The sequence below is a fragment of the Cytobacillus sp. QJM3NY_8 genome (assembly GCF_056173585.1).
Window position 1 is genome coordinate 1 of record NZ_JBWBUY010000003.1, and the last position, 14388, is coordinate 14388.

The following is a 14388-nucleotide window of genomic DNA, read 5'->3' on the forward strand; positions in this document are numbered from 1 at the left end:
TTGAATCAGCTTCAGGAGGTCCAAGATAAATTAAGGTCCCTTCGGTTAGCTGAAACAGCTGATCGATTGCCAGAGTTAATAAGAGAAGCTGAGAAAAGGGACTTGTCCTTTACTCAGTTTCTACTAGATGTAGTAACCTATGAACAAAAACGCAGAGATGAAAAGCAGCTGGAAAGGCGATTTAAGTGGGCGACGTTTCCCTTCCATAGTACTGTGGATGAGTATAATGTGAATGAGCAAAAGTCTTTGAGCAGTAAGAAGTTAAACCAGTTAAAAGATTTAACATGGATTGAGCAGCTATATAACATCATTTTTCTAGGACCGCCAGGTGTCGGTAAGACCCATCTTTCGATAGGTTTAGGAATAGAAGCTTTAAACCAGGGATATAAAGTGATCTTTACCACTATGGGAGATTTAATTCAGGCATTAAAGACTGAAGAAATAACGAGGAAATCCAAAACAAGAATGAAGCGAATAAGAGAAGCAGATTTGGTTATTATTGATGATTTGATGTTTATGGCAATGGATAAACAGGAAGCTAATATGTTCTTCCATCTCATTAACACCCTTTATAACCAAACCTCGATTATACTTACATCTAATAAAGGGCCTAAAGAATGGGGTGAGCTATTGGGCGACCAAGCCATCACGACAGCTATACTGGACCGGATCTTACATCGAGTGGAAATAGTTCATTTAAATGAAGATAGTTGGAGAATGAAACATCGAAAAACGATTTTTGGTGAACAAAGTGTCTCAAATTAATCAGCAAAAATTGTATCATTCTACTTGACGGTCACAACATACTAACTATGTTTACTGAATTTAACATAATAACCAATTGAATTCCATAAATTATACAAATCTTTTTGTAATATTAGTAAAAATAAGTAAAAATAATTAATTTTTTTGTAATAAAAAACAAGCAAATTATCCTAGTAATTTGTTAATACAAATCAAATATTCCTAAAGTTATATAACTTTTTTGCTTAGCGTATGTTTTACGCAAAATGTTGGTGTGATTCCTATTAGAACTTGAACTAATGTGCTTTTCATATTTGACCGACCTTAACAATGAACTTAAAGAATTCTTCTCTATTTGCTTCTAGTGTCTTTTGCTGCAGCAAGGAGGAGGGTGTCCCGAAAGTATAGCATTTGGGACACCCTCCTTTTAAAATCTACTGTTTCATTTTTCTATTCTAAATTTAAAGCAATACGGTCTTATTATATTCTTCAACTTCTGTACGATCTGGACTGATTAAAGCACCCGTCATTAATTGAATACATATGGATCATCTTTCAAGTCGTCAATCTTATTATGATTGAGCAGCTAATTTGTTGAGCCAGTTGCAAGAGCCCTGTTTTTGATTCGGTAACAAGTTCATTGTGGGGCCTTTTTATTTTTGACCAGCTGTCATTTTGACCAGATGACGTCAATATACTTTTAGTAAAAGGGGGAATGCAAAATGGTTTACCGGCCAACAGTCCGATACTCGGATATTTATAAAACTTATGTAGATGATTTATTCAAAGCAACGAACCTAGACCGCAACCAGATCATCCGGCTTGCCTTATTTATTGCAGCCCACTCCAATGAATATAAAAGTATATTGGAAAAACACAAAAGAGCTGACGTCACTCTCCCCTGCCCAGGCTGGGGGATAGATGAAGAAGAAGCCTGGAAGGAACAAAACTATACCAGGAAAGAAGCTCCGCAGCTGCACCGAATTATTGAAAAAGGTGGAATCACCATAAGGATCGGTTAATTATTTTTTGGCAGTCGTGCTCTTTACATATGAAAGAGTCGATCCCTTACTCGCGAGCTTAGTTGCAATTTCTTTTGAAATGCCTTTATCTTTCGCCATTCCGAATCACCTCACTTAATGCCAGCCTTGCCATTCCAGGGAACAAATATACCCCCCTTCACTTCCGTAAAAGTGGTTGCCATTTGACAGACTGACCAACCACCCCTGGGATAAAACCTATTTTGAAAGGAGAATAGTAATGAGGAAGGAAAAGCACTTAAACCCGGTTCTCTCTACTCCCAGGAAGAAAAGCGAGCAACCTCAGCAAAGAAAAGTAAGATCGGATAAGCTCCACGACATCAAGATACCGATAACTGAAGCAATTGATTATAAATTAAGAGTTGAGTCCAGGCGCTCCTGGAACGGTTCCAAAACAGCCCTGGGAACGGACATTTTATTATTCGGCCTGGAGCAGATATTTGTTTATCCGGAAATCACATACAAAGATGGGCCATATACGGTTCATTGCAAAGTGGACCATGAAATATACCAGAAGATCGGGGAATTGGCTGCCGAGTGGAAATGCAGTGTTAGAAAAGCAGCACACCGCGTATTTATAGAAGCATATAAGAAAATGCAGCTGGGAGGATACAACGATGGGGAAATATAGCCGGGCCAATCTTATGGCAGAAGAACTCTCCTTAATAAACAGCTCTGATTTTATCGGCAGGATGTTACACCGGATGAATAAAAGTAGCTCGGTCCTTTTGCATATAGAAGTACCATTAAACCTTTATCTCCGGGCCGAGGTTTTCTGCGAGGATATCCAGGAACTCTCTGAAATGTCTTTTGATCAAAACGTTTTAATAAACCTTCTATATAATGACTTCCTTCTTTACGCAAAAAAGAATCCGGATCCGCGCGCCATTTTTAGAATGTTGACGTCACTAGATCAAAAAGCCGGAAAAGAACAACAGCTGCAGCAACAAGGAAAAAATGTATTTAAAATGATGCACCGGGAAGTCCAGAAAGAAATGACAGTCTTGCAGCTACGCATGCGGCGAAAGTTTGCGCTGCGAGGTGAAATCCTCCTGGCCGATATGGAAGAAGTGCAGCCAGGCCATGGTTATACCTTGGAGCGAGTATTCGAGCTGCTCTACATTGATTTTATAGAGAAGTTCAGGAAGGGTGACAATGCAGCTGCGCTAAACCAGATCATAGCGCTTTTAGATGAGGAATAAAAAATAGCCGCGATGCGGCTTCTTTTTATGTTGCCATTTCTTGCGACATGATACAGAGAATTTTCTCCTTCAGGCGAAACAAGGAACGCATAATCTATACCTTCAACTAAAACACAAACTACCCTGCAAGCTTCACCGTTGTTGTCTCCATTAGGGTATTATCGTTTAATTTTGCTTCTGGCAGTTGTATAATTTTCTCGATCATTGAGGTATCCTTCACTTATTTAAACGATTCTTTCACCCTTTCCTCAAATCGTTCATTAATATACTGCCGAATAAATTCGTCTCGTTTCCCCCAGTCCTCTTCTTTACGGAAAAATCCAACTTTTTTAAAACGTAATTCTTCAGGCTGCTGCTTCCATTGATCAATGGCTTCCCTTTCTAACTTCATTTCCACGCGTCTTCGAAGAATCATCGATTCTAATCGTTCTTCCCTTTCTTGTTCTGGAGACTTTGGTTGCGGTAATTTCTGAATAATCGCTTCATATTGTTCCTTCACTTCATTGATATGAGTAGCAGCCATTTCTTCAGCTGCACTTAGTATTTCTCTTTTTAATTGTTCTAAATCAATGCTATAAACACTATGTGGTGTTGAAACGGATACCTCTTCCTTTGGTGCTGGCCTAAGATCAAACTGAGAGGACAAACTATCAAAGATAATATCAAGCGCCCATTTTTGCTCTCTTTGTTGCTTTATATAATGAGCAACTTTTAAATCCAATGAATCATATATTTTTTCTCCATTTTCTGTACGATTGACATAGTGAATGTTCTTCTCTTCTAATGACTTAAACCAGCCATCAATGGTATTCATATGTTTTCCAATTTCTTTTGCAAAATCGCTGATCCTCCAAAACTGTTCCATCTTCTCACCTCTTCAAAAAATGTTGTCTATATGTAAGTTGGAGTCTATATATGAAATACTAGCAAGGTACATTTCTATCATATCATATGCTAAGGTCAGGAATCATTGAGAAACAAATATCCAGGTGATCTAGATTTAGAAGAAAAATAGGACTTCATATGATGTGTCCGATATATAGTAGAAACATGAATTAATGAATATATGGTTGTATAGAGAGATGATTTTTAACAATCATTGCTAGAAGACTAGATTCAAAACGACATATTTCCATAGGTTTATAGAGAAATAGTTCGATTTTTTAAGGCGGTTCTTCCTGATTTTATGGTCAATAAAGAATGCGTTTGCCATATGTAGAGTTATATGTGGATTAAGTAGAGCTATAACATAATAGATCGTTTATATTTAGTTTTGTTTATGGTATAAACTTTCATGGAAATGAGGAGAGTATATGGTCTATTTATGATATGTGGTCTACATAGGATTGATTTGTAGAAGAGAGGAATATAGAATAACTGAAATTGTTATATATTTAAATATCAGCGTTTTTAGTGTTATTTGTAACCTACGTGTGTGCTGTGGTCTATATGTGATGAGAAGAAGTTCACAGTGTAGGAGATACCACCCAATAAAAAAACGCAAGGAGTTTATTGGATCCTTGCGTTTTTTTATTAATCTTCGTCATCATCGAAATTTAAGAACGTCTTCTTGGCGAAGTTTTGAATTGTTTTATTTGTTTTGAATGATGATTTTGACTCATCGTCTGGTGAAGCTTGTGGTGTAGGAAGATCCAATTGCAATGGTTTTACCGGTTCCTTGACCATTTGATACAATAATTGTCCGATTAGCGCTCTTGTACTAGGGTGAGAGATCCAATCTTTTTGCTCGTCTGATAATCCTTTCGGGATTGGAATGGATACAGAATAAGGTTGAGTTCCTTGCAGTGCTTTTTCAGCAATTGAATCAACGAAAAGGGGAGCAATCTCACTGCTGAATTTACGTCCCAGTCTTTTTTTTCTTCTATTTAAATAGCGAAAGACATGTTCCGGTGTATCATTTGGTAATCGAAAAGAAATGGTTTTACCTGGCCCGAACTGTTCCATGTTTATCCTTTGGTTGCCACTAATTCTTTAGTATTGATCGATTTACTGTCACAATACATTAATAAAATCTTAAAGTAGGCACGAGAAATCATCCAAATACTATCTTCCTTTGAAACAAAACGTAAAGGGTAGTTTTTATCAGCTTGGTTAAGCCTCGTAAGATAAGGACGCAGCACAAGAGCACCGCCACCGATTTGGTATGCTAAACGAATATCAGGAACATTTCGCCAAATGTTTTTAATCAGTTTGTATTCTTCTTTCGCCAACGTTTCCAGTTCTTCATCAATGATATTTTGAATGGAAACACGGTTCCCGTTGACCCAAATATGATATTGTTCCTCTGGATTTTGATGGGTAATGATTTCGACTAAGGCACGCCGACTTTTAATGCTGTATTTATGTTTTGAATACACTTTACGTATGATATTGTCTAAATACGTTGAAACACCTTCTTTGATACCTTCGCTAAATTCATTGTCCACTTCTGAATCGCTTGTAATGATGGCAGAATCCGTTGATAGGCCACCAATATCATTTATTAAAATTGTTTTACCTATAATGTCTTCATTTTTTATAGAACCATTTTCGTGAGTGGTCAGGTCCACATAAGCAGCAAAGCCTTCTGTGTTAACCAATACTTGCTCAAACTTAATTCGAACGACTTTTCCTTCAAATTTAGGAGTTTTTAAGAATTTCACTTCATGCTGTGAGGTTTTCAGTTTTTTTCGAAAATCTTTCGCTCTTCCTTTTTTACTTTCATCTAATGGTAGACCTGTTGAAAGAAGATATGTTGCTTCAATGATGCCATCTTTTTCAGGAAAATGTTGAACGGCATCATAAGCTAGAGCTGTTAACAGCATAATGACCGGTTGATCGGAATCTGATTTGTCCATATCAGGTGTTAATTCGTCATTATTTGGATACTTCGCAGCTAACTTTCCTACTGCAAAATAGCCATGTTTTTGTTTTAAAGCGCTAGATGTGAGTTCTACATGTAAGCCGCTTAGTGAATCTTTTTCCATTTCTATGATGTCACGATTTTCTACGGATGCGATGACGTTCGGTATGTACAGTGGTTGATCAAACCCGCCCATAAACCCCTTTAGCGCGTCGTTTCCAATGTCAATAGAAGCTAAACGTAAACTCAATGTAACCCCTCCAATTATGGATTATTTTTCTATCATCCTCTTAATTGTATGCAAAACGCATGCGGTTTGTCAATATTGTTTGCGAATTGCATGCAATTAATACCTAAAAAAAAGCCCTAACAATTAGGGCTAGACGAATGTAAAAATATATTGTATAGTGGAATTGAATTACATAATAGAGTAACTACTAGAATATTAGATATGATTTTTGTGACATACAAATTTTGTGACATACAAAATAGATAAAACATTGATTTTACCAAACGATCAAAATAAAAAACATCATTAAAAACAAAAAGACAAAAATAAAAAGAGAATGTGCTACCAACACATTCTCCGAAGTTTCAAGCTAGCTACCACCTAGACTTGAAAACGTCAATTCAAGTTGCTGCAACAACTTGAATGATCAACATCATTATGTAGTTATAATAACAGGATTTTATGCCTTCTGCAAGGGTAAAACTGTATCTTTTGCATGATTTTAATTGGCAAATTTCAACACTTATTAAGGGTTGAACAAACTGTTATAGGAATTTTATACATAATTTTGTAGAATAATAGACGTTTTTAAGACCAGAACAGGGGAAAGCTGCTTGTTCTGGTCTTTTTGTTTTGTCTCGAAAAGGAGGGGCAAGGCAATGAAAAACGTTTCTTTATGGGATATCTTTCAATTTATGACGCATAATAGTTTACGAGTGTTCAAGAAAAAGGGCTCTAGAGCCTCAATACAAAACTTAGTTTCTTACGAGAAGCAAGAAACAAAAAAGGTATATCCAACCGGAGTGGTGTTTGTTTCTCCCTCAAAAGATGCGCTATTAGAGGGTAAAGGGTATGTGGTCACCTCCTATGAAACGCTTATTGAAAAACGAAACGAACTTACCCACTGGACACCGAACACCTATCGAGGTGGGACCTACTACGATTTTAAAAATCGAGTGATTAAGGGGCATTCACGTGAAAATCTTAAACAGATCAATGTCATTGGGTTTGACATCGACACCAAAAACGTCGACCTGTATGCACTTTATTTAGGGTGTGAAGAATTGGGGCTTCCACGCCCAAATCTCCTTTTGGAAACTCCAAGAGGATTCCAGGTCTTCTTGGTCCTTGATACTCCGTTCTATATTCATAAAAACAAAGATTACAAGGCTTTGAGAGTAGCAGAACGCTTGTCAGAAAACATACGAAAGGCATTAAGTAAGTATGTTCCAATCGATACGGGATGCGTACCGTTTGGTTTTTATCGTATACCAAGAGAAGATTGTATCCTTGATTTCTACGCCGAGCCGGCAAATACGAATCAATTGCTTACATGGTCAAAACAATTTGAAAACCAAGAAAACAGGTCCTTCTTACGTGTTGTTTTTGACAAGAATGCTTCAGCATTCGATCAAACATCTTCAGACTGGTATCGTGCATTGATCCGTGCAACGGATATTGAAAAAGGGCATCATGGAGCTAGCCGGAACAATGCTCTTCTGACGATGGCTATTGCCAATTATGCCAGTGAGAAATCGTTTGAAGAGGCTTATGATGAACTGGACCAATTTAATAGTAATTTAGAGCAGCCTTTATCAAAAAGTGAATTTGAACGTACATTGAAAAGTGCTTATTCTGGTAAATATAAAGGAGCGAAACGTTCTTATGTTGAGGGGTTACTTGAATTATGGACAGATGGACAAGCTAAATTTTCAGGAAGGGAAGGATGGTATAAGTTTAAAAAACCTCGTGAAGAACGAGTTCGTTCTCATTATAACGAATGGGAAGAAGATATTATAGCCTATTTAGAAGTTCAGACAAGCCCCGAAACGCCATTTTTAGAGGGTTCTTTAAAGATGCTTGCTGAATCTTTTGGGATGGCTGTTTCGACATTAAAGGAAGTTCTGAAGCGTTCTAGCAAACTAAAAAAATATACCATCGGTCAAGGGCGTGGAGCGATCACGAAAGTGGCTAGCCGATCTATGCTCTTTAAAAGTCTGTTGCTGCTACGTAAGAATCAAGTGGAGAATTCTCAATTAACATTCGCCGAGCTTTTACCTGAACTAAATAAGTCTATACGTACCCTTTCCATGCCATCATTAGAAGTCGAAATGCTTATGTATGAAATGAATCTGCTTTACCGTTCTGGAGCGTCCCCCCCAATCAGGATAACTAGTTAAAATTAATGAGCCAGTCTGCCAATACATATCTATATTCTCCTGGAGCGCTTTTTATAAATTATTTTTTAGTGTTGGGTTGTGTTCGGTCTTGGGGAATGACTTTACTTTTTTTATTCTTTAATAAAGTGATTAAGTACCTAACTTAGATACAATGTCAGCTGGTGGAAGTGGATGTGTAGTTGTTTTTACTTTAACTTTTGTCAAAGGTTAAAAAGTAGTTCTGTTTAACGTTAAAAAAGAGCCTAAAAAAATGGGTTCAATTCAAATATTTATTGATCAGATGGTGGATGGGTTCTCCTTTAGAAATTCTTTGAATGCTCTTATATTTCCGTCCAGGAGCAAAGATTTATGTTTAGGTGATCGAAGCAGCTTTTAACTTTATAGGGCGAATGTCTGTTCTTTTTTCCTAAAATATGGGTCTTGTGTCTCTGTGTATATTTTTACCAATATGGTACTATAGAGTAAATTAGATATTAAAATAAATATGAAATAATACTATTCACCACCTTTAACATCTAGTTAACTGAGTGTGGTGGTTGAACGGGGTCCGGTCCTGCCAAATGGTCACGGATTGGTGAAGCGTTAATCCGTGACCATTTGGCAGGACCTTAGATATTTAACCCACTTACCTGATTTCAAATGTTATGTAGTGTAAGGGGGAGGTGGTGAATAGTAAGTGAGTGAGGAGAGAGTAGAGAGTTAGAGTGTAGAGTGTGTGTGTAAGTGAGTAGTTGGAGTGGAGAGAGAGTAAGAGAAAAGAGAGTAAGTTCAAGTGAGTGAGAATGGAAGTTCAAGAGAAGTAGTTCAAGATTAGAAAGAATATGTGTGATAGAAAATGAGGAATAGAGATTGGGAGAGAGTGCCAGGGATCGGTAAGAAGTTTGCGGGTGAAAATGGTTTTAAGAGAAAATATGTAATTGAGAATTTTAAATGTTAATTGAGAAAGTTTTATAGGGAGGGGGAGGATGTTTGAGGTATCATCTGTTTCCGTTTTTGATTCCTAAAGAGGGCAAAGTTTATGAGTTGAAGACAACGATGGATGCAAAAATTTTGTACTTTAAAGATGAAACAGCGTGGGCTACAATGTTGAGTTTTTTGCAGCGTCCTTGGTACAGAAGGATTGTTAAGCAGGAGTGGATCAGTTGGGAGATTGTAGCGACAAAAGATGATATTCGTTACTTTGTATGGGTTCCAGATGAGCATGTAGGAAAAGCGTTTAAAAGTAAATATTATGCAGAACATCCTGAAGTAGAGATTGTAGATGTTGAGGATCACCGTATTGATTTTTCTCGCCCTCATGCTGGTACTAAGCTATTCACGGAAAGTCATTGGACTGTTCCCATTAAGACATACCACAATGAAGTTGTTGATACACAAGCAGAGCTAATTGAGTTTTTGGATAGCTTGGAGGACGGGCAAGAAATTCATATGCAATTCTTAGTGCAGCCAGCATATTGCACAGAAAAAAGTTTTCGTGGGATTGTAAGGCAGTTTCATCGTCAAGGGGAAGCTGATGAAACTCTTGAGAAGGATAATGAATTGTATTTATCGGCTATAGAAGGGAAATCAACACGATCGCTTTCAAGGCTGGGAATTAAGGTTGTTGCATTTGGTCGAGATCAGAAAGATGCTAAATTGCTTATTAAGAGTGCAAAAGGTTCCATTGGAACGTTTTCTAGTGGACGATTGAATCAGCTTAAAGGCCGGGAATGGTGGTGGTTCAGAACTATTCGTTCGTTGTTCAGATGGGAATATCGGAATCGGATTTATCCAATGGAGAGGATGAAAAAACGCGTTGTTTTAGGAACGGAAGAAATGGCTGCTATTATGCGTCTTCCTAGTGAGCGTGTTCAAAACAACAAGTTGAATCGATTGAAAATGCGCTATACGCCGTTACCGAAAGAAGTGAAAAATGCTTCATTTGACCCGAATTTGGCTATTCCTCTGGGTACCCATTCTTATCACGGGCAAAAGCATGATGTCATGTTTGACCTTGCTACGCTTCGGTATCATGCTGCTTTTATTGGAATGTCGGGAATGGGGAAATCCACTGCTATGTATAACCTGGTGGAGGACTTAATTAATCTTGATGGCGCAGGAACTTCTATAGGTGGTACTGTTATTGATCCGCACGGTGATTTATGCCAGGACATTGCAGCAAGGATTCCTCCAGAGAAGCAGCATCTAGTTAGATACATTAAGTTTTCAGAAGGGGATGTTCCTTTCAATGTGTATGATGTGGACTTTGCGACAAGTGAGGATAAAATTGCTCAAACTGTTGCAGATGTTTTGAAGCGAACTTGGAAGGATTTTTGGGGACCAAACATAGATGACAATTTTCTAAATGGCGGTATTGCTTTGCAGCGTATTGGAGAAGCTAGTTTGCCCAACTTACAAAAGCTATTAAGTGATTTTGAATATCGGGAAAGTGTCCTTGAAAGATTAGACAGAGAAGATCCAATTGAAAACGATCTTTATCTTTATTTCTCGAATTTACAAGGACTTCAAGATCGTGAGCTACAGCAAAAAACTAATTCGACGCTGAACAAGTTGCGAAAAATTACTTTGTCCGGTGTGATGGGAAAAATGTTGCGAGCAAATACGAACGGATTGCGTTTCCGTGAAAGTATGGATCAAGGACGTATCACACTTTTAGATTTATCAGAATTGACAAGTGATGAAAAAAAGTTGATCGGTTCAATGTGTTTGACGTTTGCGGAGCTGGCAGGTAAAAGTCGAGCTGATACACCGGCAGCGGAACGTGATAAGTTACCTTATCATTTTGTGATGGTGGATGAAGCGCCTACTTTGATGGAACACAGCACAGATGCTATTGAATCTTTTGCATCCGAACTTCGGAAGTATAAAACATCCATTATTCTTGGGATGCAAGGCTTAAAAGGTCAAGTGCCTTCCGAAGTATCAGATGCGATATTTCGGAACTTCGGAACGTTCGTTTCATTAAGGTTGGGTAATCCAGAAGATGCGCAAGTCGTCAATCGTTCGATGCCTTCAGAGACTTTGAAAGATAGCGATTATTTGAATATAGAGCCGTATCACGGCTATATGAGAATGCAAGTTGGAAACGAGCGGACACGTCCTTTCCTGCTTCGTATGAAAGCGCCTGGTCCGGCACTTTATGAAAGTTCAATTTCTGAAATGAAGCAGCGCACTATTGTTGAAGCGATGGAGCATGAAAATAAGTTTCTCGAATCTAACGCGGAGACGAAAATTTCAGATCAACAAAAAGAAGATATTCAAGATTATGATTTAGTTCTGGTATCGGATAAAGATGCTGTAAATAAAGTGGAAGAATTAAAGTTTTTAGATGAAGTTTCTTCCCATAAAGAAGCAGCTCCCACAATTGAATTAGTTATGCAAGATACAGATCTTGAAGAAAATTCCGATGATAAGAATTCCAAGGAATTGGTTGAGCAAGATGATTTTGTAGAATTAGTAGATGAAATCATAGTTGATAATTTCTCGCCAAGTGAGAAACAGGAACCAACTGAAATTGAGGATGTAGAAGCTGATGAAATTTCAAGTCAACCTGATGATCGGGAAGAGAGGGATTCAGATGAAAAGAAAAAAGAAGTTAGTATTAATGACTTGCTGGTGTAGGAGGTTTTCTGATGGTCAAAAGAATTGGAGAGATCGAGGAACAGCTATTTGTTTCGTTACATGACCTAGTATTTATTGATGTAGAGTACCTTGAAAAGTACATTTTTGTGCATTCAGATGGAAAATCGTATTCAAGAGCGTGGATTTCACGCCAGATGAAGGCTTTAGAAGAAGAAGGGTACATCAAGTCCTTTCCAGTCGCTAAAGCGACTACTCGCGGTAATGACAGGCTGGTTTACACATTAGATACAAAAGGTGTACAAGAAGTGAAAGAAATTTTGGGGGAAGCTGATTGGGATGCAAGGTGGACACAACGAACGCCAACCTATGTTTTTCATTCGCTAAGGATGTCGCATATACAAGCAGCTTATGCTTCGCGGAAAGATGAATTGTTTACATTCAAAGAGTTTTTTTCCGAGCGTCGCGCATTTCGGAATTATGGAGAGGTTACGAAAGATAAACATGGGAAGGATCGGCAGTCTTCGGCTACCGTTATTAGGCCAGATGGAGCTTTTATTCTGGAACGTGCAGTAAACGATCAAAAAGTGGAAATTCTGTTCTTTGTTGAATTGGAAAGGAGTCGCCAGCGAATTGATGTCACTTTAAATAAAGTGCGTCGTTATAACGAATATGCAAGAAAAGGCACTTATAAAAATGACATTGTTTTTGGAGAAGCAATCAAGATTGTCCGTGTACTCTTTGTATCCAACAACGATACTGAACGAAATCAACTTATGCAAAATGCGAAGAAAGCTGATTCACGAGAATTAGAGAAGAATGGAGGGGCTTTATTATTTGCTACTTATGATGATGTAATTTCTGATCCTTACGGTTCTATATGGAAGGCAGCTCATTCTAGTAATCCAGAGAAACTATATAGCCTGTACAAACGTATAGAATAAGGTGTTTTTCTGTTAAAAATTGAAAGGGGGTGATGGATTGGGTTACAAGGTAAAGCGCGGTTCAACATCATCAGACAGCCCCATCAAAGAAATGTTAGTATCTTTTGTCAAAAGAATAGTCGGATTTTTCATTATTCTTGCACTCATAGCATTGATTGGCTACTTCTTATTTCAATTCGCTTATAATCAGTATCCGCCATTTGCGGAAGCAGCTGACGATGTAATTGGGTGGGTAAAAAGCTTTTATGCTGAAAATGGTATATGGGCAACTCTAGGTTTAATTGTCTTTGCTTGCATCGCTGTTTGGGCGATTGGTGAAGAAGCAAAGAAGAAAGAACGCCGGAAAGAAGCCATGAAGGAAATGATGAAGTAAAGGAGGGCTAGAATGAAAAAACGTGAATATCCGAAAACGGTATTCAGGAAAAAGCTGATAAAAGGTGTCTTCTGGGCTGGGTTTACACTAGTGTTGTTTTTGTCGGTCGTTGCCATTGTCAGAGTAGGAAATGCCGGAGCTGGTGCAACTGTTCAGAAACAGCCACAGGAAGAAAAAACAAAAGAAGTCAACCTTGCTGCTGGTGAAGGTGGTCAAACATTTGCTGAAAACTTCGCTACCAATTACTTTGATTGGGAAAATACCGATGAAGCAAAGCAAAAGCGAATAGAACGTTTATCATCTTTTCTTGCGACTGGATTAGATCAACAAGCGGGATTAGCATTTGAAGGTATAGAGTGGAGTAGCAAATTATCACAATCGCAAGTTTGGAAGGTTGAAGAAACGGGCGAAGATTCAGCACTTGTGACGTTACGTATCTTGCACGAGTTGAAGAAAGTCACGCCTCCTGATCCAAAAGCAGTCCAAAAGGCTAAAAAAGAAAAGAAAGAGCCTCCAAAAGCAAGAGAACAAAAGGCTGGACCATATGAAAAGTATTTTGTTGTTCCAGTCAAGACAGACGGACAATCCTTTGTCGTTCACGAAGTCCCTTACTTTGTAGCTGCACCTGAAAAACCGAAAATCACAACTGATGCAAGTGTGAGTGAAGAAGGGAAGATTAACGATTCAGTGCTTCAGGAGGAAGTTAAATCATTCCTAAATACATTCTTCAAGATTTATACAACTGGAACAGATGAAGAATTGACCTATTACGTTAAAGGCGATGGGATCCAATCAATGAATGGGGTCATGACCTTTAAAGAAGTGAAAAGCATCATTGTTAAGGAAGGGAAAAATAAAAACAATTATGAAGTCAATGCGACTGTTATCTTTACAGAAAATCAGTCCAAAGCTCAAGTTGTCTATCCGTATCAGTTAACAATCGCTAAAGAAGAAGATCGCTGGTTTGTTAAAGAAATTAATCATCAATAATTTAGGAGGGTAATAGATTATGAATTTCGGTGAAAACATTCAAACGTGGTTTGCTACTCAAATTGGTGCTTTGTTTATGGTTATCATTGGAGCTGTCGCAATTTACTTCTTGGTAAAGCGCGAGTTTTCTAAATTCGTAGGATTTGCTATTTTTTCCATGATTGTTGGTGTGTTCGTCTTCACGCCAGACAGTGTAAAAGACCTTGGAGGTAAACTTTGGGCAACGATTTTTGGAGCGTAATCT

Annotated in this window: 13 protein-coding genes; 10 read left to right on the forward strand and 3 right to left on the reverse strand. The window is 38.0% G+C overall.

Annotation, left to right across the window (positions count from 1 at the left end):
- The 4 genes from istB to AC0VZ9_RS28715 all read left to right on the forward strand — a co-directional run bounded on the left by istB (nucleotide 1) and on the right by AC0VZ9_RS28715 (nucleotide 2986).
- Complete coding sequence (istB, locus tag AC0VZ9_RS28700; protein WP_174752389.1) at nucleotides 1-765, forward strand: IS21-like element helper ATPase IstB; 765 nt, start codon at nucleotides 1-3, stop codon at nucleotides 763-765.
- 701 nt (nucleotides 766-1466) lie between these two features.
- The gene (locus AC0VZ9_RS28705; protein WP_475397565.1) at nucleotides 1467-1766 is read left to right on the forward strand and encodes a hypothetical protein; all 300 of its coding nucleotides are present in this window, start codon (nucleotides 1467-1469) and stop codon (nucleotides 1764-1766) included.
- Nucleotides 1767-2004: 238 nt separating this feature from the next.
- Nucleotides 2005-2415 carry a hypothetical protein gene (locus AC0VZ9_RS28710; RefSeq protein WP_475397566.1) on the forward strand — a complete coding sequence of 137 codons (411 nt, stop codon included), beginning with the start codon at nucleotides 2005-2007 and terminating at the stop codon, nucleotides 2413-2415.
- A complete protein-coding gene (locus tag AC0VZ9_RS28715; protein WP_475397567.1) occupies nucleotides 2402-2986 on the forward strand; it encodes a hypothetical protein in 585 nt (194 codons plus the stop codon). The genes AC0VZ9_RS28710 and AC0VZ9_RS28715 overlap by 14 nt, the downstream gene beginning before the upstream one ends.
- Nucleotides 2987-3206: 220 nt before the next feature.
- On the opposite strand, the gene AC0VZ9_RS28720 is transcribed toward AC0VZ9_RS28715, so the two are convergent.
- The 3 genes from AC0VZ9_RS28720 to AC0VZ9_RS28730 all read right to left on the reverse strand — a co-directional run bounded on the left by AC0VZ9_RS28720 (nucleotide 3207) and on the right by AC0VZ9_RS28730 (nucleotide 6099).
- The gene (locus AC0VZ9_RS28720) at nucleotides 3207-3851 is read right to left on the reverse strand and encodes a MerR family transcriptional regulator (protein WP_475397568.1); all 645 of its coding nucleotides are present in this window, start codon (nucleotides 3849-3851) and stop codon (nucleotides 3207-3209) included.
- A gap of 668 nt (nucleotides 3852-4519) precedes the next feature.
- Nucleotides 4520-4951 (reverse strand): hypothetical protein, encoded by a 432-nt coding sequence (locus AC0VZ9_RS28725; RefSeq protein ID WP_475397569.1) that lies wholly within the window; start codon nucleotides 4949-4951, stop codon nucleotides 4520-4522.
- 2 nt (nucleotides 4952-4953) lie between these two features.
- Nucleotides 4954-6099, reverse strand: a complete 1146-nt coding sequence (locus AC0VZ9_RS28730) for an Alp7A family actin-like protein (RefSeq protein WP_475397570.1) — start codon at nucleotides 6097-6099, stop codon at nucleotides 4954-4956.
- A 638-nt stretch (nucleotides 6100-6737) separates the two neighbouring features.
- Between AC0VZ9_RS28730 and AC0VZ9_RS28735 the strand changes: the two genes are divergently transcribed.
- The 6 genes from AC0VZ9_RS28735 to AC0VZ9_RS28760 all read left to right on the forward strand — a co-directional run bounded on the left by AC0VZ9_RS28735 (nucleotide 6738) and on the right by AC0VZ9_RS28760 (nucleotide 14385).
- Nucleotides 6738-8258 (forward strand): primase C-terminal domain-containing protein, encoded by a 1521-nt coding sequence (locus tag AC0VZ9_RS28735; protein WP_475397571.1) that lies wholly within the window; start codon nucleotides 6738-6740, stop codon nucleotides 8256-8258.
- Nucleotides 8259-9227: 969 nt separating this feature from the next.
- Nucleotides 9228-11879 carry an ATP-binding protein gene (locus AC0VZ9_RS28740; RefSeq protein WP_475397572.1) on the forward strand — a complete coding sequence of 884 codons (2652 nt, stop codon included), beginning with the start codon at nucleotides 9228-9230 and terminating at the stop codon, nucleotides 11877-11879.
- 11 nt (nucleotides 11880-11890) lie between these two features.
- On the forward strand, nucleotides 11891-12781 hold the full coding sequence (locus tag AC0VZ9_RS28745; protein WP_475397573.1) for a replication-relaxation family protein: 891 nt from the start codon (nucleotides 11891-11893) through the stop codon (nucleotides 12779-12781).
- Between the two features lie 37 nt (nucleotides 12782-12818).
- Nucleotides 12819-13154, forward strand: a complete 336-nt coding sequence (locus tag AC0VZ9_RS28750) for a hypothetical protein (RefSeq protein WP_475397574.1) — start codon at nucleotides 12819-12821, stop codon at nucleotides 13152-13154.
- 12 nt (nucleotides 13155-13166) lie between these two features.
- The gene (locus AC0VZ9_RS28755) at nucleotides 13167-14144 is read left to right on the forward strand and encodes a conjugal transfer protein (RefSeq protein WP_475397575.1); all 978 of its coding nucleotides are present in this window, start codon (nucleotides 13167-13169) and stop codon (nucleotides 14142-14144) included.
- A 19-nt stretch (nucleotides 14145-14163) separates the two neighbouring features.
- Nucleotides 14164-14385 carry a hypothetical protein gene (locus AC0VZ9_RS28760; RefSeq protein WP_475397576.1) on the forward strand — a complete coding sequence of 74 codons (222 nt, stop codon included), beginning with the start codon at nucleotides 14164-14166 and terminating at the stop codon, nucleotides 14383-14385.
- The last annotated feature ends 3 nt before the right edge of the window (nucleotides 14386-14388 follow it).